The organism is Pseudomonas sp. Pse79, from assembly GCF_024519615.1.
GTDB classification, from domain to species: Bacteria; Pseudomonadota; Gammaproteobacteria; order Pseudomonadales; family Pseudomonadaceae; genus Aquipseudomonas; species Aquipseudomonas veronii.
Window position 1 is genome coordinate 149,108 of record NZ_JALJRR010000005.1, and the last position, 20,416, is coordinate 169,523.

The window sequence follows — 20,416 nt, forward strand, 5'->3', positions numbered from 1 at the left end:
CGATGACCGACCAAAGCGCCCCGGCCCTCAAGGAAATCTTCAACGTCGAACGCCTGCAACACATCGCCACCGAAATGACGGCGGTGTACCCGGCGTTCGACGCCCAGGGCTTTCTCCAGCACGCCAAGGCCGGGCTGGCCGAGTTGTCGGTGATGCAGCGCGTGGCGCGGGTCAGCGACAGCCTGCATGCGGTGATCCCGCTGGATTACCCACAGACTCTCACGCGGCTCTATGCCCTCGCGCCGCGCTTGAACAGCGGCTTTGTCAGCCTGTTCCTGCCGCACTACGTGGCGAGTCATGGCCGGGATGACTTCGAGCGCTCCATGGCCGCGCTCAAATATTTCACCACCTTTGGCTCCGCCGAATTCGCGATCCGGCACTTCTTGCTGCACGACTTCCAACGCACCCTGGCGGTGATGCAACAGTGGTCGCTGGATGACAACGAACACGTGCGCCGCCTCGCCAGCGAAGGCTCGCGACCGCGCCTGCCGTGGTCATTCCGCCTGGCCGACGTGCAGGCCACCCCCGCGCTGTGCGCGTCGATCCTCGACAACCTCAAGGCCGACAGCAGCCTCTACGTGCGCAAGTCCGTGGCCAACCACCTCAACGACATCACCAAGGACCACCCCGATTGGGTCCTCAGCCTGATCGAAGGCTGGTCGCTGGATAACCCGCACACCGCCTGGATCGCCCGCCATGCACTGCGCAGCCTGATCAAGCAGGGCAACACCCGCGCGCTGACGATCATCGGCGCGGGAGCCAAGGCCGAGGTCAAGATTCATCACCTGCGCGTCACGCCGGCGGTGATCACACTGGGGGAGCGGATCAACCTGACCTTCAGCCTCGAATCCACCGCCGCCGCACCACAAAAACTGGTGGTGGACTACGCCATCGACTACGTAAAAAGCGCCGGCCACCGTGCGGCCAAAGTGTTCAAGCTAAAGGCCTTTACCCTTGGCGCAGGCGAGCAGCAGCACATCAGCCGCGAACAACATATCCGTGAACTGACCACGCGCAAGCACTACCCGGGCAAGCACGCGGTGCATGTGCTGGTGAATGGAGAACGGCTGGGCAGCGCGGAATTCGTCTTGCGCGATTGACTCAGTTCAAGCAACACCACAGATCCAATGTGGGAGGGGGCTTGCCCCCGATAGCGGTGCTTCAGTCATGCATGTTTGGGCTGACACACTGCTATCGGGGGCAAGCCCCCTCCCACATTTGGATCTCCATAGATCAGATAGACCCTGATATGCTTTTGTTCTTGCTTGGCCTTATAGCCGACCTGATCTTGGAAGCTGAATCCGGTCAAAAGTGTGGGAGGGGGCTTGCCCCCGATAGCACTGCTTCAGTCATGCATGTTTTGGCTGACACACTGCTATCGGGGGCAAGCCCCCTCCCACATTTGGATCCCCATAGATCAGATAGACCCTGATCTGCTTTTGCTCTGCTCTTGCTCTTGCTTGGCCTTATAGCCGACCTGATCTTGGAAGCTGAATCCGGTCAAAAGTGTGGGAGGGGGCTTGCCCCCTCGACCTGATCTTGGAAGCTGAATCCGGTCAAAAGTGTGGGAGGGGGCTTGCCCCCTCCCACATTTGGATCCCCATAGATCAGATAGACCCTGATCTGCTTTTGCTCTGCTCTTGCTCTTGCTTGGCCTTATAGCCGACCCGATCTTGGAAGCTGAATCCGGTCAAAAATGTGGGAGGGGGCTTGCCCCCGATAGCGGTGAATCAGTCATGCATGTTTTGGCTGACACACTGCTATCGGGGCAAGCCCCCTCCCACATTTTTGATCCAGGTTCTTCAGGTGGACCCGCCGAGCAACAGTGCCTGCTCCCGCGCGCACAACTCCACCACGTAATCCCACAACACCCGCAGCCGCACCGACTTGTGCAGTTCCCGGCGCGAGCTGATCCAATAGCTGCGCTGAATCCCCTCCCCCGGCAACAACGCCACCAGGTCCGGATCACCGGCCGCCATGAAGCACGGCAACACCGCAATCCCCAGCCCGGAACGCGCCGCCTGGTGCTGGGCGATCACGCTGGTGCTGTGGAACACCACTTTGGGGTTGCGGCAGAAGCTGCTGAGCAGTTTCAGTTCCTGGCTGAACAGCAGATCGTCGACGTAATCGATCCAGGCATGGGCGGCGAGGTCTTCGCGTTTTTCAATCGGCGGGGTGCGCGCCAGATACGCGCGGCTGGCATAGAGCGCCAGGCGGTAGTCGGTGAGTTTGCGCGTGACCAGTTGATCGACGCTGGGGCGTTCGAGGTGGATGCTGATTTCGGCTTCGCGGTTGAGGATACTGACGAAACGCGGCACGGCCACCAGCTCCACTTCCAACCCCGGATAGCGCTCGAACAGCCCGCCCATGCGGCTGGCGAGGAACATCACCCCCAGCCCTTCGGCCACGCCCAGGCGGATCTTGCCCAGGGGCGCGGCGGTGTGGGTCAGTTCGTCTTCGGCCAGCAGCGCGACGTTTTCCATGGCTTCGGCGTGTTTGAGCAGGGCCTCGCCGGACGGCGTCAACTCATAGCCGTGGGCGTGCTGCACGAACAACGCGGTGCCGAGGCTTTTCTCGATCGCCTCGATATGCCGCGCCACGGTGGCGTGGGTGGTTTTCAGGCGTTGCGCGGCGGTGAGCAGGCGGCCGCTGCGCTGCAACTCAAGAAAAAACCGCAGGTCATTCCAGTCGAACATAGCGCCTCCAATCCGTGAGCCTGGGCCGCGCTGTTTAAAAACGCACAGCCGCTGGGTAAAAACTAACATTTTTAAGACGAAAACTAACAACTAGGATGGAGCCAATAAGAAAAACAAGCGAGACCTCAGATGCCCACTGCAACTGCTGAATACGATTACATCGTCGTAGGCGCCGGCCCCGCAGGCTGCCTGCTGGCCAATCGACTGTCCGCCAACCCCGCCCACCGTGTGCTGTTGCTTGAAGCCGGTGGTCGCGACAATTACCCCTGGATTCACATCCCCGTCGGCTACCTGTTCTGCATCGGCAACCCACGCACCGACTGGTGCTTCAAGACCGAAGCCCAGGCCGGCCTGCAAGGCCGCGCCCTGAGTTACCCGCGGGGCAAGGTGCTCGGCGGTTGTTCGTCGATCAACGGCATGATCTACATGCGCGGCCAGGCTCAGGACTACGACGGCTGGGCGGCGGCAGGCAACCCGGGCTGGGCGTGGGAAGACGTGCTGCCGCTGTTCAAGCACAGCGAAAACCATTTTGCCGGCGGTTCGGCATTTCACGGCGACGGCGGCGAGTGGCGCGTCGAGCAACAGCGATTGCATTGGCCGATCCTGGATGCCTTTCGCGAGGCCGCGGCGCAAAGCGGCATCGCCAACGTCAGCGACTTCAACCAGGGCGATAACGAAGGCTGCGGTTACTTTCAGGTCAACCAGAAGGCCGGCGTCCGCTGGAATGCGGCCAAGGCGTTCCTCAAACCGATCCGCCATCGGCCGAACCTGACGGTATTGACCGAAGTCGAAGTCGACCGCGTGTTGCTGGAAAACGGCCGCGCATCGGCAGTGGTCGGGCGTCAGCACGGCCAGTCGCTCCGTTGGAAGGCCCGTAAGGAAATCGTGTTGTGTGCTGGCGCCGTGGGTTCGCCCGGCATTTTGCAGCGTTCGGGGATTGGCCCCGCCAACGTGCTCAAACCGCTCGGCATCAATGTGTTGCATGAACTGCCGGGGGTTGGCGGCAACCTGCAGGACCACCTGCAACTGCGGCTGATCTACAAGCTGGAAAACGCGCGCACCCTGAACCAGATCGCGGGCAGCGTGTGGGGCAAAATGGGCATGGGCCTGCGTTACCTGTATGACCGCAGCGGCCCGCTGTCGATGGCGCCCAGCCAGCTCGGTGCGTTTGCCCGCTCGGGCCCGGAACAAACCTCGGCCAACCTTGAATACCATGTGCAGCCGCTGTCCCTGGAGCGCTTCGGCGAGCCGTTGCACGCGTTCCCGGCGTTTACCGCGTCGGTCTGCGACCTGCGCCCGCAAAGCCGCGGGCGTATCGATATTCGCTCGGCCAACCCGGCGGATGCGCCGTTGATCCAGCCCAATTACCTCAGCCATCCGCAAGACCTGCGGGTGGCTGCCGACGCGATTCGCCTGACTCGACGGATCGTCGCCGCGCCGGCCCTGAGCCCGTTCAAACCGGTGGAATACTTGCCCGGCGATGCGCTGCAAACCGAAGAGCAACTGCACGAAGCCGCGGCGCGCATCGGCACAACGATCTTCCATCCGGTGGGCACCTGCCGCATGGGCAGTGACCAGGACGCGGTGGTCGACGCGCAGTTGCGGGTGCATGGCGTGCCGGGGCTGCGCATCGCCGATGCCTCGATCATGCCCCGCATCACATCCGGCAATACCTGCTCACCGACGCTGATGATCGCGGAGAAAGCCGCGCAACTGATCCTTTCACCGAACACTGTAGGAGCGAGCTTGCCCGCGAAAAACACAAAGGCGCCGCGTTCATCCAGATTTCCCGCGTAATCGTTGGCGATTTTCGCGAGCAAGCGCGCGCCTACAGAGGAACGGAAAACAGACCGGTGCTGAGGTTGGCACCGACAGTGGAACAACAATAAATAATCACTGTGAGGGATACCCGATGTCAGAACATGCTCAAACCCTGGGCTCGGCGGTCAGCACGAGCACCGTCAGCGAATCGAGAAAAGTCATCTTCGCCTCGTCCCTGGGGACGGTATTCGAGTGGTATGACTTCTTCCTCTATGGCGCCCTCGCGGCGGTGATCAGTAAACAGTTCTTTGCCGGGGTCAACGACACCACGGCGTTTATCTTTGCCTTGATGGCCTTCGCGGCCGGCTTTGTGGTGCGCCCGTTCGGCGCGCTGGTGTTTGGCCGCCTGGGCGACATGATCGGGCGCAAGTACACCTTCCTCGTGACCATTATCCTGATGGGTGTGGCGACGTTCTGCGTCGGCCTGTTGCCGACGTATGCCAGCATCGGCATCGCGGCGCCGGTCATTCTGATCGCCCTGCGCATGCTGCAAGGCCTGGCGCTGGGCGGTGAATACGGCGGCGCAGCCACCTATGTGGCCGAACACGCCCCCGCCGGCAAGCGCGGCCTGCACACCAGTTGGATTCAATCCACCGCCACCCTGGGGTTGCTGTTGTCATTGCTGGTGGTGCTGGCCTGCCGCTACTTCACTGGCGATCAGTTCGAAGTGTGGGGCTGGCGCATTCCGTTCCTGTTTTCCATCGTGCTGCTGGGCATTTCCACCTGGATCCGCATGAGCCTGCATGAATCGCCGGCGTTCCTGAAAATGAAGGAGGAAGGCAAGGCCAGCAAGGCGCCGATCCGCGAGTCCTTCGGCAAGTGGGAAAACCTCAAGGTGGTGCTGATTGCGCTGTTCAGCATCAACGGCGGGCAAGCGGTGACCTTTTACGCGGCGCAGTTCTATGTACTGTTCTTCCTCACGCAGTTCCTGAAGATGGACCCGGCCCTGGCCAATATGCTGCTGATCATCAGCGTGGTGATTGGCGCACCGTTCTTTATCTTCTTCGGCTGGCTGTCGGACAAGATCGGGCGCAAACCGGTGCTGATGCTCGGCCTGCTGCTGGCGACCGCGCTGTACTTCCCGATCTTCAAGGGCCTGGCGCACTACACCAACCCGGCGATGGACCAGGCCAGTCGCCAGGCGCCGATCACCGTGCTGGCCGACCCGGCCACCTGCACCTTCCAGTTCGACCCGGTGGGCAAGGCGCGTTTTGACAGCCCGTGCGACAAGGTCAAGACCTTCCTGGTCAAGCAAGGCCTGCCCTACAGCAGCGCCGCCGCCCCCGCGGGCAGCCCGGTGCAGGTGAGCGTGGGCGACGTGCACATCGATGGCTTTGACGAGTCGGCCCTGCGCGCCGCCGTGACCCTGGCCGGCTACCCGACATCGGCGGATGTGGCGCAGGTCAACAAGGTGATGGTGGTGGTGCTGATCGTGGTGCTGATCCTGATCGCGGCCATGTGCTACGGCCCGCTGGCGGCGTTGATGGTGGAACTGTTCCCGACACGCATCCGCTACACCTCGATGTCCCTGCCCTATCACATCGGCAACGGCTGGTTTGGCGGCTTCCTGCCGACCGTGTCGTTTGCCCTGGTGGTGTACACCGGCGATATCTTCTATGGCTTGTGGTATCCCGTGGTCGTGACCGGGGTGAGCCTGGTTGTCGGGATGTTCTGCCTCAAGGAAACGCGGCATGTGGATATCGACAACAACTGACCCGACCACCTGAACACCGCAGGTCCCCTGTGGGAGGGAGCAAGCCCCCTCCCACATCTGCTCTGCGGCGCCACACAAATTGCTGTACATCCATACAGATAATGGTTGCTCAAATCCCTCGGACTACGCATCCTGCAAGGCATCAACCCGATCTGATGTGATGACCATGCGGCTGTTCCTCTGTGAAAAACCCTCCCAGGCCAAGGATATTGCGGCCGTGCTCGGCGCCACGCGCCGTGGCGACGGTTGCTGGCTGGGCAACGGGGTGACCGTCACCTGGTGCATCGGTCACCTGCTGGAAACCGCCCCGCCCGACGCCTACGACGCCAAGTACAAGCGCTGGGTGCTCGCCGACCTGCCGATCGTCCCGGACAAATGGAAGATGCGCGTCAAGCCCAAGACCGCCGCCCAGTTCAAGGCGGTCAAGCGCCTGCTGGGGGAAGCCTTGGAACTGGTGATCGCCACCGACGCCGACCGCGAGGGCGAAATGATCGCCCGCGAGCTGGTGGAACATTGCCGCTATCGCGGGCCGATCCAACGCCTGTGGCTGTCGGCGCTGGACGACGCCTCCATCCGCAAGGCCCTGGCCGCGCTCAAACCCGGCGCCGAGACCTTCAGCCTGTACCACTCGGCCCTCGGCCGTTCCCGCGCCGACTGGCTGATCGGCATGAACATGAGCCGCCTGTTTACCTTGCTCGGCCGCCAATCCGGTTACCAAGGCGTGCTGCCGGTGGGCCGGGTGCAAACCCCGACCCTGCGCCTGGTGGTCGACCGTGACCGCAGCATCGCCGATTTCGTACCGGTGGCCTACTGGGCCATCGATGTCGACCTGCGCCACGCGCACATGACCTTCACCGCCCAATGGCGCGCCGTCGACGATGCCTGTGACGATCAAGGCCGCTGCCTCAACCCGCAACTCGCCCGGGACGCCGCCGACGCCATGACCCACGCCGCCAGTGCGCGGCTGGTGAGGTTGCGCACCGAACGCATGCGCGAGGTCGCGCCCCTGCCCTTCGACCTGGGGACGTTGCAGGAAATCTGCTCGAAGAAGCTCGGTCTTGGCGCCCAGGAAACCCTGGACATCGCCCAATCGCTGTACGAAACCCACAAGGCCATCACCTACCCGCGCAGCGATTGCGGCTACCTGCCATTGAGTCAGCATGGCGACGCGGCGAAGATCCTTGCCGCCCTGGGCCGGGCCGACGCGGCCGTCAACGAACTGATGCCGCATCTCGATCCCCAGCGCCGCTCGCGGGCGTGGAACGACGCCAAGGTCAGCGCCCACCACGGCATCATTCCCACCGGCGCCGGCAAGGATGCCGGGCAGCTCACCGGCAAGCATCGGGCGGTCTATACACTGATTCGCGCGCGCTACCTGGCGCAGTTTCTGCCCAACCATGAATACGACCGCACCCAGGCGGATTTCGACTGTGCCGGTCAAGCGCTGCGCGCGGTGGGCAAAGTCGTCATCGAGCCAGGCTGGAAACGCGCGCTGCCCGAAGCCCTTGCACCCGCCAAAGGCCGTGAGGCGCCGGTGCCGCAAGCCCTGCCGGCGCTGGTGCAGGGCCAGGATTACGCCGTTGCCAAGGTCAACCTCAAGGACCTGTGGACCCAGCCGCCCAAACCCTTCACCGAGGGCGACCTGATCAAGGCGATGAAAAACGTCGCCAAGCTGGTGGAAGACCCATTGCTCAAGCAAAAGCTCAAGGACACCACCGGCATCGGCACCGAAGCCACCCGCGCCGGGATCATCCAGGGCCTGCTGGACCGAGGCTACCTGGTGAAGAACGGCAAGGCCCTCTCGGCCACCCCGGCGGCGTTCAGCCTGATCGATGCGGTGCCGCGCGCCATCGCCGACCCGGGCACCACGGCGATCTGGGAACAGGCGCTGGACATGGTGCAAAGCGGCGAAATGAGCCTGGAAGAATTCGTCGCCAAGCAAGCGGCCTGGATGAGCAAGCAAATCGCCCGCTGCAACGGTATGCGTATGACCATCACCGGCCCCGCCAGCCCGGCAGGCCGCGGCGCCACCCCGTGGAAGAAGAAACGCACGGCCGCGCCCCGCAAGACGGCGGCCAGCCCAAAGCGGGCGAAAAAGCCGACAAGTACCGGGTAAACCATGAATAAATCCGGCGGATGACGTTTTTCGACAGTTTTAACGCCGCTTTGGTCCTTGCTCCGGCGCCGGCGGTCTAGGATTCTGTAGGGGATTGCTGACTTCCTAACAACAACACCGGAGTGGCCACCATGAAAACCGTCTCAGAAGTACTCAAAGCCAAAGACAAGCAAAACCAGGAAGTCCACACCATTGAATGGGACCACACCGTATTCGAAGCGTTGGTGGTGATGTCATCAAAAAATGTCGGGGCCTTGCCGGTCGTCAAGCAGGGTGAGGTGGTTGGCATCATCAGCGAGCGCGATTACGCACGGAAGCTGATACTCAAAGGCCTTTCTTCCGTCACCACCAAAGTCCACGAGGTCATGAGCTCTCCAGTCATCACGGTCGATGCCCACAAGACAGTCGAAGCCTGCATGAACATCATGACCGACAGTCACCTGCGCCACCTACCGGTGGTCGTCGACGGAAAACTGCTGGGCCTGCTCTCCATCGGTGACCTGGTCAAGGAAGCCATTGCCGAACAAGCCAACCTGATCAAGCAACTGGAGCAATACATTCGCGGCGAATAGGAGAGCCCATGCTCGACATGCTCGAACATCAAGAAGACCACCTCGAGACCCTGCACCGGGCCATGGCCGCACGGCGTTTTCTGGTGCTGACCGGGGCGGGGATCAGCACGTCATCAGGTATCCCGGATTATCGGGACAGCGAAGGCGTGCGCCGAGGCAAGGCGCCGATGATGTACCAGGAGTTCCTGGCCACCCCGCAAGCGCGGCGCCGTTATTGGGCACGGGCGATGCTGGGCTGGCCACGGGTACGGATTGCGCAGCCGAACCAGGCCCACCTGGCGCTGGCCGCCTTGCAACATCGCCAGCGTATCAGCGGGCTGATCACACAAAACGTCGACACGCTGCATGACCAGGCCGGTAGTGAGGATGTGATCGAGCTGCATGGCAGCTTGCATCGCGTGCTATGCCTGGATTGCCATCGGCCCAGCGCACGCGATGTGATCCAACGGTTGATGGAGGCCGAGAACCCGTACCTGGCGGGCGTCGACGCCGTGCAGGCACCCGACGGCGATACGCTGCTCGACGCAGCGTTTGAACAACGTTTTCGCGTGCCCCGCTGCCCCCATTGCGACGGTGAACGGCTCAAACCGGACGTCGTGTTCTTCGGCGAAAACGTTGCCCAGGCCACCGCCGCCAGGGCGATGGCGGCGGTGGAACACGCCGAGGGGCTGTTAGTGGTGGGGTCGTCGCTGATGGCCTATTCGGCGTTTCGCCTGTGCAAGGCGATGGTCGAGCAAGGCAAACCGGTGATTGCCATCAATCTGGGCAAGACCCGTGGGGATGAGTTGTTGCAGCTGAAGATCGCGGCATCCTGCGAGCGGTTGTTGCCGCTATTGGCAGAGCGCCTGGGATAGCCAGGGCACTGCCCCTCAAAAATCAGCGGGAGACCCGGGCAGGCCAACGAACTGCAGCGACCCACCGCACAAAAAATGACGCCTGAGTCACACCTCCTCGCATGCCCCCGTCCCCACGGCGATTTATGTAGTGATCAAAAATAATCACTACATAACCGTTGACGTAACCTTTTTGTCCTTGCATGATCTAGACGTCTCCCGGATCGGGAGCGTTGGTAACAAGCGTTTTGAACAAGCTCGTCTGACCGCCGAGCTGTTTCTTCCGGATGTGCACTGCCCACAAGGCAGATTGATGAAGCTGACCGACCCGAAGGGTTCGGTACAAGGAGCTCAAACGCTGCTTGTCTTCGTTATGAAACCATTGCGTAGCAGTTCATCAGCAAGACTACATGCATCAGGTTCAAGACCCTGCCCGTATTCGGCAGACCGTCACTGACGCCCGGTTTTCGGAACCGGAGACAACTAAGCAGTTTTAACGAATCAATTGATAGATCGCCAACTGGTCAAGGGGCTTACACATGAATCTGAACAACCAACCAACTATCGAAGAATTGGCTGAGATGTTCGCAGCGCAGAAAGACACACTCGACGACCATATCCTGTGGATTGGCAAATCGGGCAAAGTCCAAATTGACTGCCTGGCGCCCCACACCGAAGAAGCCGAGTTCGACAAAAACAACCGTGAACTGGCGGCGCGCCTGAAGATGTACCGCCGTGGCCAGGGTTATGTCGGCAAGAAAGCGGCGGCCGATCGCAATTTCATCGAGCAAGTGTTCGACACACTTAACCATGCGTGGGAGTCTTTCAAAGACAACTCGCAAGTTAAAGTAATCGACCGCTACTACTAAGTACTTCTCAACTAATGTGGGAACTGGCTTGCCAGTTCCCACATTTTTTATGCAACTTCAAAAGTTGGGGTAACGCCCTTTCCCTGCTTCATCGCGGAAAATATCAAACAACACCTGTGCCGCCGCCGACAGTTCATGCCCCGGTTTGGTCAACACACCAATCGGCCGCTCGATCACCGGATCGGTCAAGGTGATGCAATAGGCGCCCGCCTCCTGCATCTGCTGCGCACATAATGCCGGTACGGCGCTGACCCCCAGGCCACTGGCAACCATCTTGCCCACCGTCGCCAATTGATGACTCTCCAGCGCCACCGGCAATTTCATCTGCAAGGCGCCCAGATGCTCCTCCAGCATCACCCGTACCGTCGAGGGTCGTTGCAGGGCAATGAACGGTTGTTCCAACAGGCTTTTCCAGTCGATTTCAGCACGCAGTGCCAAGGGTGAATCCATGGGCACCACGGCAATGAAGCGGTCCAGGTATAACGGCGTAAACGCCAGCGACGACCCCTCGGACGGTTCGAACGCCACGCCCAACTCGACCTGGCGATCACGGACCATTTCCAGCACCTGTTCGTTGATCAGGTCATGCACCGTCACGTTCACATGGGGGTAACGCGCGCGGAATATCTTCAGGATCGGCGGCAGCAGGTTGCCCGCAAACGACGGCATCGCCGCCACCGTTACGCGCCCGCGCTGCAGGGTGAAGCGCTGGCGCAGTTCATCCTCGGCGTTGTCCCAATCGGCAATCAGCCGACGCGCCAGCGGCAATAAGGATTCCCCTTCAGGGGTCAGCGCGACATTCCGTGTATTGCGGCTGAACAAGCGCCCGCCCAGCCCTTCTTCCAGGCCTTTGATGGTCAGGCTCAGCGCCGACTGAGAGAGGTGCAGGCGCTCGCAGGCGGCGGCAAAACTCAGGCTCTGCGCCACAGCCAAAAAGGCACGCATCTGTTTGACGGTCATGACATTACTCCGGACGACGGCTCGACTATGCAGTTTTTTAAATCAATCAACCTTAAAAAACAACTTAACAAATCAATCCGTCGGCGCAACACTCGAGGCATTGGCTGGCCCACTAACAATAAAAGAGGTGCATATGGCAGGTTTCGATAAACGCGTGGCGTCCTATGAAGAAGCCCTCGCAGGCCTGGAAGATGGCATGACCGTACTCGCTGGCGGCTTTGGCCTGTGCGGCATTCCGGAAAACCTCATCGCCGAGATCAAGCGCAAAGGCACCCGCGACCTGACCGTGGTTTCCAATAACTGCGGCGTCGACGGCTTTGGCCTGGGCGTGCTGCTGGAACAAAAGCAGATCCGCAAAGTGATCGCGTCTTATGTGGGCGAAAACGCCCTGTTCGAGAAGCAACTGCTCAGCGGCGAAATCGAAGTGGTGCTCACCCCCCAAGGCACCCTGGCGGAAAAAATGCGCGCCGGCGGTGCTGGCATTCCGGCCTTCTTCACCGCCACCGGCGTCGGCACCCCGGTGGCCGAAGGCAAGGAAACCCGCGAATTCAACGGTCGCCCGTACCTGATGGAAGAATCCATCACCGGCGACTTCGCCATCGTCAAAGGCTGGAAAGCCGACCACTTCGGCAACGTCATCTACCGCCACACCGCCCAGAACTTCAACCCGCTGGCCGCCACCGCCGGCAAGATCACCGTGGTCGAAGTCGAGGAAATCGTCGAACCGGGCGAGCTGGAACCGTCGCAGATCCACACCCCTGGCATCTACGTCGACCGGATCATCTGCGGCACCTTCGAGAAGCGCATCGAACAGCGCACCGTCCGCAAATAATCCCTCCAGCCCGAAGAGAACAAGAGGAACAGCACAATGGCTCTCACCCGCGAACAAATGGCTCAACGCGTCGCCCGCGAAATGCAGGACGGTTTCTACGTCAACCTGGGCATCGGCATTCCGACCCTGGTGGCCAACTACATCCCGGAAGGCATGGAAGTGATGCTGCAATCGGAAAACGGCCTGCTCGGCATGGGCCCGTTTCCCACCGAAGACACCATCGATGCCGACATGATCAACGCCGGCAAACAAACCGTGACCGCGCGCATCGGCGCCTCGATCTTCTCCTCCGCCGAGTCCTTCGCAATGATTCGCGGCGGCCATGTCGACCTCACCGTGCTCGGCGCGTTTGAAGTGGACGTACAGGGCAACATCGCCTCGTGGATGATCCCGGGCAAGCTGGTCAAGGGCATGGGCGGCGCCATGGACCTGGTGGCCGGCGCGGAAAACATCATCGTGATCATGACCCACGCCTCCAAGGACGGTGAGTCCAAATTGCTCAGCCAATGCACCCTGCCGCTGACCGGTGCCCACTGCATCAAGCGTGTGCTGACGGACCTTGCATACCTGGAAATCGACAACGGCGCCTTTATCCTAAAGGAGCGTGCCCCAGGGGTCAGTATTGAAGAGATTGTCAGCAAGACAGCCGGTAAACTAATCGTCCCCGACCACGTTCCAGAAATGCAATTCCAGTGAGGACACATTCCATGCAAGACGTTGTGATTGTTGCTGCCACACGTACCGCCGTAGGCAGTTTTCAAGGATCGCTCGCGAGCATCCCGGCACCGGAGTTGGGCGCTGCCGTAATCCGTCGCCTGCTGGAGCAGACCGGCCTCGACCCGGCCCAGGTGGATGAAGTGATCCTCGGCCACGTACTCACCGCAGGCTCAGGCCAGAACCCGGCGCGCCAGGCGTCGATCCTCGCCGGCTTGCCCCATGCCGTACCCGCGATGACCTTGAACAAGGTCTGCGGTTCGGGCCTCAAGGCCCTGCACCTGGGCGCCCAGGCCATCCGTTGTGGCGATGCCGACGTGATCATCGCCGGCGGCATGGAGAACATGAGCCTGGCCCCCTACGTATTACCTGGTGCGCGCACCGGTTTGCGCATGGGCCACGCCAAGATGATCGACAGCATGATCACCGACGGCCTGTGGGATGCATTCAACGACTACCACATGGGCATCACCGCCGAGAACCTGGTGGACAAGTACGGCATCAGCCGTGAAGCCCAGGACGCCTTCGCCGCCGCGTCCCAGCAAAAAGCCGCCGCCGCCATCGAAGCCGGCCGCTTTGCCGATGAGATCACGCCGATTCTGATCCCGCAGCGCAAGGGCGATCCGGTGGCCTTCGCCGTGGATGAACAACCGCGCGCCGGCACCACCGCCGAGTCGTTGGCCAAACTCAAACCCGCGTTCAAGAAAGACGGCAGCGTCACCGCGGGCAACGCATCCAGCCTCAACGACGGCGCCGCCGCGGTGCTGCTGATGAGCGCCGACAAGGCCAAGGCCCTTGGCCTGCCCGTTCTGGCGCGTATCGCCAGCTACGCCAATGCCGGCGTCGACCCGGCCATCATGGGCATCGGCCCGGTCGCGGCCACCCGCCGCTGCCTGGACAAAGCCGGCTGGAGCGTCGGCGACCTGGACCTGGTCGAAGCCAACGAAGCCTTTGCCGCGCAATCCCTGGCGGTGGCCAAAGAGCTGGAATGGGACGCCGACAAAGTCAACGTCAACGGCGGCGCGATTGCCATTGGCCACCCGATCGGCGCATCAGGCTGCCGCATACTGGTGACCCTGCTGCACGAAATGATCAAGCGCGACGCCAAAAAAGGCCTGGCGACACTGTGCATCGGTGGCGGCCAAGGCGTAGCCCTGGCCCTTGAGCGCAGCTGATTCAAGAGCAACACACGAAAAGGCCCGGTTCCACGAAAAACCGGGCTTTTTTTCGCCTGTCAGTCCGCACGCGGCACCGCAAACACCGCGTTCGCCCGCGCCACGACTTTCTCCTCCACCTGCAGACTCACCGTGGCAAACGCCATTTGCCGGCCACGCTTGTGATGCTCCAGTCGTACCACGATCCACTCCCCCACTTGCACCGCGCCCAGGTAATCGACAGTCATGCTCGCGGTAATCAACGGCAATGGCGGCTCACTGGAAAACGCCATCGCGTAGCCCATGCCGATATCCGCCAGGGTCGCCAACACCCCGCCATGCACCGTGCCGCGGCCATTGGCATGACGGTTGTCGGCGCGCAGGCCGATTTCCAGTTGCAGACCTTCACCCCGGCAATACGCCGGGCCCAACAAGTCGAGCAGCGGGCTGCTGCGCGGCAGTGAGACAAAACCTTCGGGCACGGCGTGAGCGATCATCGCGGAGTCTTCCTTGGAGTCAGGCATGAGGTGTACCCCAGGCCCCACACGGCGACCATTACCATCAGCCGCACATATCCTCTGCAATGCCTGGGGCTGATTCGCCAACCCCGCTCAGGACCGGCCTCAGCGCTTCATACAGCGCTGATAACGCTCATCCACCCGCTGGGCGAACCAGGCAGTGGTCAGGTTGCGGGTGATCTTCGGACTCTTGAGCACGATGCCCGGCAGGATCGCGCGCGGCAGCGGTTTGCCGGCCGCCGTGTCGGCCAGGGCAAACACGCGGGTGTAGAGCGTGGTCTGCTCAAAATCCAATTGCTCGCCCTGCTCCAGCTGACTGCGGATGCTGGGGTTGCGCATGCCCAGCCGGGCGCCGAGGGAACGCACCGCCAATTCGGTGCTGCCGGGCAGCAGCGAGCCGTAGCGGATCAAATCCCCGTCCAGCGCCAACTCGGTGCCTGAGACGCGGCTGACGGCGGCCTGGAACGCAGCGTTGCGGCTGGCGTACCAACCGGCGTTGAAGTCGGCAAACCGGTACAGCGGCCGGTCATAACTCACTGGGTAACCAAGCAAATGGGCGACGCCAAAGTACATGCCGCCACGTCGCGTGAACACTTCCCGACGGATCGTGCCGTCTACCGTGTAGGGATAACCCTGCGCCTGCTTCTGCGCAAAGTCGATGCTGACTTGCATCGGGCCGGCGGTGTGTACTGGGTTGAAACCGCCAAACAGCGTGTTGCCCAAGGGCACCATGCTGATGAAGTCATCGAAGATCCCGCTCAAGTCTTTCTCCGTGCGGGCGGCATTCAAGCGATCGGCGTAGGACTTACCAGTGGGCGAACGCAGTTGCAGTGCCGTGCGGACCAACACCGCCGGCACATGCACCTTGCCAGCACGGCGCAGGATTTCATCCTGGGCGATCTTGCCCATGTTCGGCACAGGTGGGTCGACCTGGTAAGTGGACTCTTGCTCAGTCACCGCCAGCACGGCGCAGATGTTTTCGGTACTCGGGTAGATGTGCTGGGTGTCGAAAGCGGTGTAGATATCCTGGGCCCAACCGTTGCGATCGGCGACCTTGGCGGGCAGCAAACGCACGATCTGCGCCTTGACCTCGGCTTCACTGCGCTCCGGCTGTTGCGGGCCGCGTGCGGTCGAGCAACCGGCCAGCACCAGCAAGGGCGTGAGACACAGGATCAGGCGGCGTAGGTGCATGGGGCTTCCTTGAGGGGCGATGGGCCGGGCGATGCAGATATCGACCGATAAGTCTAACGCGGGTTCGCCCTGTGGCCCCCTCGCCAACACAATGCGAATATGACAGGATCTTTCACCGACCATTCGTACAAGGAGTTTGAATGCCATGCTCAGCATGAACTTTCTCATCACCTGCCTGATCGTTGTGCTGATTCCCGGCACCGGCGTGATCTTTACCGTGTCCACGGGGCTCATGGCCGGCAAGCGCGCCAGCGTGTTCGCCGCGCTGGGCTGTACCGCTGGGATCATCCCGCACTTATTGGCATCCATACTCGGCCTTTCCGCCCTGCTGCACACCAGCGCATTGGCATTCGAAGCGCTGAAATTCGCCGGAGCCGCCTACTTGCTGTACCTGGCCTACGCCACGTGGCGCGATCGTTCGGCCTTCGCGGTGAATGACACGCCAACGGCAACCACGGCTCGTGGCCTGATGCTGCGCGGTTTTTTGCTGAATATTCTCAACCCCAAGCTGACGATTTTCTTCCTGGCCTTCCTACCTCAGTTCGTCACACCGGCCAGCACGGCGCCGGCCTTGCAAATGCTGGTGCTGAGCGGCGTGTTCATGGCCATGACGTTTGCGGTGTTTGTGGTGTATGGCCTGCTGGCCAATGTGTTTCGCCGCGCAGTGATCGAGTCACCACGGGTACAGAACTGGCTGCGGCGCAGTTTTGCGGCGGCCTTTGCGGGGTTGGGCTTGAACCTGGCGCTCGCACAGCGCTGAAAAACGCTGCAACCCACTGTGGGGACGGGCTTACCCGCCCCACAGGTTGGGCGCTTTAGATCCCTGCCAGCGCCAGGTCCATGGCGAAGTAAGTGAAGATCAGGTCCGCGCCGGCGCGCTTGATCGAACCCAGGGTTTCCCGCACCACGCGGTCCTCATCGATCGCGCCTGCCTGAGCACCGAATTTGATCATCGCGTACTCGCCGCTGACCTGATACGCCGCCACCGGCAGGCGCGAGGCTTCGCGGATGTCACGGATGATGTCGAGGTAGGCACCGGCCGGTTTGACCATCAGCGCATCCGCGCCTTCCTGCTCGTCCAGCAGCGATTCACGCACGGCTTCGCGGCGGTTCATCGGGTTCATCTGATAGCTTTTGCGGTCTCCCTTGAGCGCGCTGCCACCCGCTTCACGGAACGGGCCGTAGAGGGCCGAAGCGAATTTGGTGGAGTAGGCCATGATCGGAATATGGGTAAAACCGGCGTCATCCAACGCCCGGCGAATCGCCTGAACCTGGCCGTCCATCGCCGCCGACGGCGCGATCACATCGGCACCGGCACGAGCCGCCGCCACGGCTTGCTTGCCGAGGTTGACCAAGGTCGCGTCGTTGTCGACATGGGCGCCATGCATCACACCGCAATGGCCATGATCGGTGTATTCGCAGAAACAGGTGTCGGACATCACGATCATTTCCGGCACGGCGTCCTTGATGATCGAGGACATGCGCGAGACCAGGCCGCGCTCCTTCCAGGTGTCGCTGCCACTGGCGTCCAGGTGGTGGGACACGCCAAAGGTCATCACCGATTTGATCCCGGCGCGGGCATAGCGCTCGATTTCCCCGGCCAGCTTTTTCTCAGGGATGCGCAACACACCCGGCATGCTGGTGATCGGTACGAAGTCATCGATTTCTTCTTCGACGAAAATCGGCAGCACCAGATCGTTGAGGGTGAACTCGGTTTCCTGGAACAAGCTACGCAACTCCGGGGAGCGGCGCAGACGGCGTGGGCGGGCTTGAGGGAACTGGCTGGTCATGGCTGTCCTGAATAAGGCTAAAAACGTTGGGGCGAAAGCGTATGCCCCCCGACCCCGGCAGCGCAAATGCCAGGCAGGCAATAGTTTATGGCAAGGCCCACAACAATTGCATTGATCTAGAGCTGTAGACGCCCTTCGATGCACACCGCCACAGCACCGCCGACCCAGATCTCATCGCCCTGGCGCTCGATGCGGATACGCCCCGCGCGCCCCATGGCCGTGCCCTGGCTGACCACGTAACAGTTCGGTGCCAGGCCTTCGTCCAACAACCATTGGGCCACCCCGGCATTCAAGCTGCCGGTGGCCGGGTCTTCCGGGGACCCGTCGCCGGCGATGAACGCGCGCACTTCAAAGTGCGTGTCTACAGCGTCGCGTTCGGGATCGCAGGGGGCAATCACGCCCACCGCCAGACCGAGCAACTGCGAGTAATCGGGCTGCAGATCGAGCACCGCCTGGCGGTCGGCCAGCATCACCGCCAGCCAACCTGCGCCGTTGTCCACCCACTGACTGCGCACAATAGCCTCCGGCGCCAGGCCCAACCCCAGCCGCACGCGCTCCAGCAACGCCGCCTCCAGCGGGCCCGAGCGCAACAACGGCGGCGCGATGAACGCCAGCTCATCGCCTTGGCGACGGATACGCACCAGGCCGATTTCGCACTCCTGGATAATTTCCTCCCCTCGCGCAATGCCCCCCGCCTGCAACCATGCATGGCAACTGCCCAGCGTCGGGTGCCCGGCGAACGGTAGCTCCTGCAAGGTGGTGAAGATTCTTACCCGGTAGTCAGCCCGTGGATCGCGGGGCGTGAGTAAAAACGTGGTTTCGCTGAGGTTGGTCCATTTGGCGAAGTCGGCCATCTGTTGCTCGCTGAGGCTGTCGGCCCCCAGCACTACTGCCAGCGGGTTGCCTTTGAGCGACACACTGCTGAAGACATCCAGTTGTTTGAAATCGAAAGTCGGCATGGGCTCAGCTCGGAATGTTCAGGCCACGGATCACTGCCGGACGTGCGACAAAGCCGTCCAGCGCGCGCAGCACATTGGGGAAATCGGCGATGCCGACCAGGTCACCGGATTCGTAGAAACCGATCAGGTTACGGATCCACGGAAACGTCGCGATGTCCGCGATGCTGTAGTCGTCGCCCATGATCCAGGTGCGGCCCAGCAGGCGTTTTTCCAAGACTTCCAGCAAGCGCCGCGACTCGGCGACGTAGCGGTCACGCGGGCGCTTGTCTTCGTAGGCCTTGCCGGCGAACTTGTTGAAGAACCCCACCTGGCCAAACATCGGGCCGATGCCGGACATCTGGAACATCAGCCACTGAATGGTTTCATAACGTGTCGCCGGGTCTTCGGAAAGCAACTGGCTGGTTTTTTCCGCCAGGTACAGCAGGATCGCACCGGACTCGAACAGCGCCAACGGCTGACCGCCGGGGCCGTTGGGGTCGATGATCGCGGGAATCTTGTTGTTGGGGTTCAGCGACAGGAACTCGGGCGACATCTGGTCCTGGGTCTCGAAGCTGACTTTGTGCGCCTCGTAGGGCAGGCCCAGCTCTTCGAGCATGATCGAGACTTTTACCCCGTTGGGCGTGGGCAGCGAATACAGTTGCAGGCGTTCCGGATACTGGGCGGGCCATTTACGGTTGATCGGGAAAGCGGCGAGTGAATTCATCGGGATATCCCTCGGCGGAAACCCCCATGATAATCATCTGTCCGGCATCCTGCATGGGTCATCATTGCGCAACATGCCCTCGCTACTCTCCCCCACGAGCGAACCAAAGTGGCCGAGTGGACTCTTAAGTGCGCTGAACGGTGAATGGAGGCACCCTGTTAATAAGACACGGAACCCGCAGGACGCCGCGTGTGTCACTGGGGCCGGGCTTGTCCGCCTTAATCCGATGCACTGAAGACTCGAGCCCAATGACAATAAAGCCTCTGTGCCTTGCGCAACGCCTCAAACGATATTCATACATCATATTACCGCTGTTGCTGGTCGGCGGCGCCCTCGACCTGACCTTGCAATCGCGCATCAGCCGCGCCGAATCGGTGGACGGCGTGCAAACCCTGGTGTTCCTGCGCCACGGCGAAAAACCCGTCGGCGGCCTGGGCCAACTCAATTGCCAGGGCCTGAACCGTGCGATGAACCTGGCCACCGTACTGCCGGAAAAGTTCGGCAAGGCCAACTTCGTCTTCGCCGCCAACCCGACGCGCAATGTCGAGGAAGGCGAAAAAGATAATTCCTACAGCTACATTCGCCCACTGATGACCATCAGCCCCAGCGCGATCAAGCTCGGCTTGCCGGTGAACATCACGTTTTCGGCGAATGACACCAGCGCCCTCGCCGACGAACTGGTGGAAAACAAGTACCACAACGCCATCATCTACACCGCCTGGTCCCACGGCTATCTGCCGGAATTGATCAACAAGGTGGCCAGCGAAGCGGTGGGCGAAAAGCACACCATCACCCAAGACTGGTCCGGCAATGACTACGACACGTTGTATGTGTTGACGCTCACCTGGCATAACGGCAAGGCCTCGCTGCTGAGCCGCAACTACAAGCAGGGCCTGAACAACGGCGAACAAACCTGCCCACCGGCGACGCAGATCAGCGCAGATATCTGAAGGATGGGCGATAGCGGCGTATGA

Annotated in this window: 19 protein-coding genes; 12 read left to right on the forward strand and 7 right to left on the reverse strand. The window is 61.6% G+C overall.

Going from position 1 to position 20,416, the window contains the following annotated elements; all coding sequences use genetic code 11:
• Positions 1 to 2: 2 nt before the first annotated feature.
• Positions 3 to 1,100: a DNA alkylation repair protein gene (locus NR164_RS09005; protein WP_177032214.1), complete on the forward strand. Its 1,098-nt coding sequence runs from the start codon at positions 3 to 5 to the stop codon at positions 1,098 to 1,100.
• A gap of 702 nt (positions 1,101 to 1,802) precedes the next feature.
• On the opposite strand, the gene NR164_RS09010 is transcribed toward NR164_RS09005, so the two are convergent.
• Positions 1,803 to 2,696 carry a LysR family transcriptional regulator gene (locus NR164_RS09010; RefSeq protein WP_017847052.1) on the reverse strand — a complete coding sequence of 298 codons (894 nt, stop codon included), beginning with the start codon at positions 2,694 to 2,696 and terminating at the stop codon, positions 1,803 to 1,805.
• 129 nt (positions 2,697 to 2,825) lie between these two features.
• On the opposite strand from NR164_RS09010, the gene NR164_RS09015 reads away from it, so the two are divergent.
• The 6 genes from NR164_RS09015 to NR164_RS09040 all read left to right on the forward strand — a co-directional run bounded on the left by NR164_RS09015 (position 2,826) and on the right by NR164_RS09040 (position 10,621).
• Positions 2,826 to 4,493, forward strand: coding sequence for a GMC family oxidoreductase (locus NR164_RS09015; protein WP_256822644.1), 1,668 nt, complete (start codon positions 2,826 to 2,828; stop codon positions 4,491 to 4,493).
• A 115-nt stretch (positions 4,494 to 4,608) separates the two neighbouring features.
• Positions 4,609 to 6,231 (forward strand): MFS transporter, encoded by a 1,623-nt coding sequence (locus tag NR164_RS09020; protein ID WP_108525649.1) that lies wholly within the window; start codon positions 4,609 to 4,611, stop codon positions 6,229 to 6,231.
• Positions 6,232 to 6,397: 166 nt separating this feature from the next.
• Positions 6,398 to 8,347: a DNA topoisomerase III gene (locus NR164_RS09025; RefSeq protein ID WP_256822646.1), complete on the forward strand. Its 1,950-nt coding sequence runs from the start codon at positions 6,398 to 6,400 to the stop codon at positions 8,345 to 8,347.
• 131 nt (positions 8,348 to 8,478) lie between these two features.
• A complete protein-coding gene (locus NR164_RS09030; RefSeq protein WP_017847048.1) occupies positions 8,479 to 8,919 on the forward strand; it encodes a CBS domain-containing protein in 441 nt (146 codons plus the stop codon).
• An 8-nt stretch (positions 8,920 to 8,927) separates the two neighbouring features.
• Positions 8,928 to 9,773, forward strand: coding sequence for an NAD-dependent protein deacetylase (locus NR164_RS09035; RefSeq protein ID WP_046384020.1), 846 nt, complete (start codon positions 8,928 to 8,930; stop codon positions 9,771 to 9,773).
• Positions 9,774 to 10,291: 518 nt separating this feature from the next.
• Positions 10,292 to 10,621, forward strand: coding sequence for a hypothetical protein (locus NR164_RS09040; RefSeq protein WP_017847046.1), 330 nt, complete (start codon positions 10,292 to 10,294; stop codon positions 10,619 to 10,621).
• A gap of 57 nt (positions 10,622 to 10,678) precedes the next feature.
• On the opposite strand, the gene NR164_RS09045 is transcribed toward NR164_RS09040, so the two are convergent.
• Positions 10,679 to 11,581 carry a LysR family transcriptional regulator gene (locus tag NR164_RS09045; protein ID WP_256822647.1) on the reverse strand — a complete coding sequence of 301 codons (903 nt, stop codon included), beginning with the start codon at positions 11,579 to 11,581 and terminating at the stop codon, positions 10,679 to 10,681.
• Between the two features lie 133 nt (positions 11,582 to 11,714).
• On the opposite strand from NR164_RS09045, the gene NR164_RS09050 reads away from it, so the two are divergent.
• The 3 genes from NR164_RS09050 to NR164_RS09060 are packed head-to-tail and all read left to right on the forward strand — an operon-like array spanning position 11,715 to position 14,302.
• On the forward strand, positions 11,715 to 12,413 hold the full coding sequence (locus NR164_RS09050; RefSeq protein ID WP_017847044.1) for a CoA transferase subunit A: 699 nt from the start codon (positions 11,715 to 11,717) through the stop codon (positions 12,411 to 12,413).
• A gap of 36 nt (positions 12,414 to 12,449) precedes the next feature.
• The gene (locus NR164_RS09055; protein ID WP_010566045.1) at positions 12,450 to 13,109 is read left to right on the forward strand and encodes a CoA transferase subunit B; all 660 of its coding nucleotides are present in this window, start codon (positions 12,450 to 12,452) and stop codon (positions 13,107 to 13,109) included.
• An 11-nt stretch (positions 13,110 to 13,120) separates the two neighbouring features.
• Positions 13,121 to 14,302, forward strand: coding sequence for an acetyl-CoA C-acetyltransferase (locus NR164_RS09060; protein ID WP_046384023.1), 1,182 nt, complete (start codon positions 13,121 to 13,123; stop codon positions 14,300 to 14,302).
• Between the two features lie 59 nt (positions 14,303 to 14,361).
• On the opposite strand, the gene NR164_RS09065 is transcribed toward NR164_RS09060, so the two are convergent.
• Both NR164_RS09065 and NR164_RS09070 read right to left on the reverse strand, forming a co-directional pair.
• Positions 14,362 to 14,778, reverse strand: a complete 417-nt coding sequence (locus tag NR164_RS09065; protein ID WP_079443303.1) for a PaaI family thioesterase — start codon at positions 14,776 to 14,778, stop codon at positions 14,362 to 14,364.
• A gap of 126 nt (positions 14,779 to 14,904) precedes the next feature.
• Entirely contained in the window at positions 14,905 to 15,990 is a 1,086-nt protein-coding gene (locus tag NR164_RS09070; RefSeq protein WP_256822648.1) for a DUF1615 domain-containing protein, read from the reverse strand.
• 145 nt (positions 15,991 to 16,135) lie between these two features.
• Between NR164_RS09070 and NR164_RS09075 the strand changes: the two genes are divergently transcribed.
• Positions 16,136 to 16,750, forward strand: coding sequence for a LysE family translocator (locus NR164_RS09075; protein WP_046384025.1), 615 nt, complete (start codon positions 16,136 to 16,138; stop codon positions 16,748 to 16,750).
• Between the two features lie 55 nt (positions 16,751 to 16,805).
• On the opposite strand, the gene hemB is transcribed toward NR164_RS09075, so the two are convergent.
• The 3 genes from hemB to NR164_RS09090 all read right to left on the reverse strand — a co-directional run bounded on the left by hemB (position 16,806) and on the right by NR164_RS09090 (position 19,442).
• Positions 16,806 to 17,780 carry a porphobilinogen synthase gene (gene hemB / locus NR164_RS09080; protein WP_017847039.1) on the reverse strand — a complete coding sequence of 325 codons (975 nt, stop codon included), beginning with the start codon at positions 17,778 to 17,780 and terminating at the stop codon, positions 16,806 to 16,808.
• 116 nt (positions 17,781 to 17,896) lie between these two features.
• Entirely contained in the window at positions 17,897 to 18,739 is an 843-nt protein-coding gene (locus NR164_RS09085; protein WP_046384026.1) for a PhzF family phenazine biosynthesis protein, read from the reverse strand.
• A gap of 4 nt (positions 18,740 to 18,743) precedes the next feature.
• Positions 18,744 to 19,442: a glutathione S-transferase N-terminal domain-containing protein gene (locus NR164_RS09090; protein WP_046384027.1), complete on the reverse strand. Its 699-nt coding sequence runs from the start codon at positions 19,440 to 19,442 to the stop codon at positions 18,744 to 18,746.
• 248 nt (positions 19,443 to 19,690) lie between these two features.
• On the opposite strand from NR164_RS09090, the gene NR164_RS09095 reads away from it, so the two are divergent.
• Positions 19,691 to 20,392 (forward strand): hypothetical protein, encoded by a 702-nt coding sequence (locus NR164_RS09095; protein WP_026140035.1) that lies wholly within the window; start codon positions 19,691 to 19,693, stop codon positions 20,390 to 20,392.
• Positions 20,393 to 20,416 lie beyond the last annotated feature (24 nt).

Excerpts from the sequence above, each read along its gene's own strand:
- NR164_RS09005 (WP_177032214.1), top strand. The coding sequence starts at position 3 with ATGACCGACCAAAGCGCCCCGGCCCTCAAGGAAATCTTCAACGTCGAA.
- NR164_RS09010 (WP_017847052.1), bottom strand. The coding sequence starts at position 2,696 with ATGTTCGACTGGAATGACCTGCGGTTTTTTCTTGAGTTGCAGCGCAGC.
- NR164_RS09015 (WP_256822644.1), top strand. The coding sequence starts at position 2,826 with ATGCCCACTGCAACTGCTGAATACGATTACATCGTCGTAGGCGCCGGC.
- NR164_RS09020 (WP_108525649.1), top strand. The coding sequence starts at position 4,609 with ATGTCAGAACATGCTCAAACCCTGGGCTCGGCGGTCAGCACGAGCACC.
- NR164_RS09025 (WP_256822646.1), top strand. The coding sequence starts at position 6,398 with ATGCGGCTGTTCCTCTGTGAAAAACCCTCCCAGGCCAAGGATATTGCG.
- NR164_RS09030 (WP_017847048.1), top strand. The coding sequence starts at position 8,479 with ATGAAAACCGTCTCAGAAGTACTCAAAGCCAAAGACAAGCAAAACCAG.
- NR164_RS09035 (WP_046384020.1), top strand. The coding sequence starts at position 8,928 with ATGCTCGACATGCTCGAACATCAAGAAGACCACCTCGAGACCCTGCAC.
- NR164_RS09040 (WP_017847046.1), top strand. The coding sequence starts at position 10,292 with ATGAATCTGAACAACCAACCAACTATCGAAGAATTGGCTGAGATGTTC.
- NR164_RS09045 (WP_256822647.1), bottom strand. The coding sequence starts at position 11,581 with ATGACCGTCAAACAGATGCGTGCCTTTTTGGCTGTGGCGCAGAGCCTG.
- NR164_RS09050 (WP_017847044.1), top strand. The coding sequence starts at position 11,715 with ATGGCAGGTTTCGATAAACGCGTGGCGTCCTATGAAGAAGCCCTCGCA.
- NR164_RS09055 (WP_010566045.1), top strand. The coding sequence starts at position 12,450 with ATGGCTCTCACCCGCGAACAAATGGCTCAACGCGTCGCCCGCGAAATG.
- NR164_RS09060 (WP_046384023.1), top strand. The coding sequence starts at position 13,121 with ATGCAAGACGTTGTGATTGTTGCTGCCACACGTACCGCCGTAGGCAGT.
- NR164_RS09065 (WP_079443303.1), bottom strand. The coding sequence starts at position 14,778 with ATGATCGCTCACGCCGTGCCCGAAGGTTTTGTCTCACTGCCGCGCAGC.
- NR164_RS09070 (WP_256822648.1), bottom strand. The coding sequence starts at position 15,990 with ATGCACCTACGCCGCCTGATCCTGTGTCTCACGCCCTTGCTGGTGCTG.
- NR164_RS09075 (WP_046384025.1), top strand. The coding sequence starts at position 16,136 with ATGCTCAGCATGAACTTTCTCATCACCTGCCTGATCGTTGTGCTGATT.
- hemB (WP_017847039.1), bottom strand. The coding sequence starts at position 17,780 with ATGACCAGCCAGTTCCCTCAAGCCCGCCCACGCCGTCTGCGCCGCTCC.
- NR164_RS09085 (WP_046384026.1), bottom strand. The coding sequence starts at position 18,739 with ATGCCGACTTTCGATTTCAAACAACTGGATGTCTTCAGCAGTGTGTCG.
- NR164_RS09090 (WP_046384027.1), bottom strand. The coding sequence starts at position 19,442 with ATGAATTCACTCGCCGCTTTCCCGATCAACCGTAAATGGCCCGCCCAG.
- NR164_RS09095 (WP_026140035.1), top strand. The coding sequence starts at position 19,691 with ATGACAATAAAGCCTCTGTGCCTTGCGCAACGCCTCAAACGATATTCA.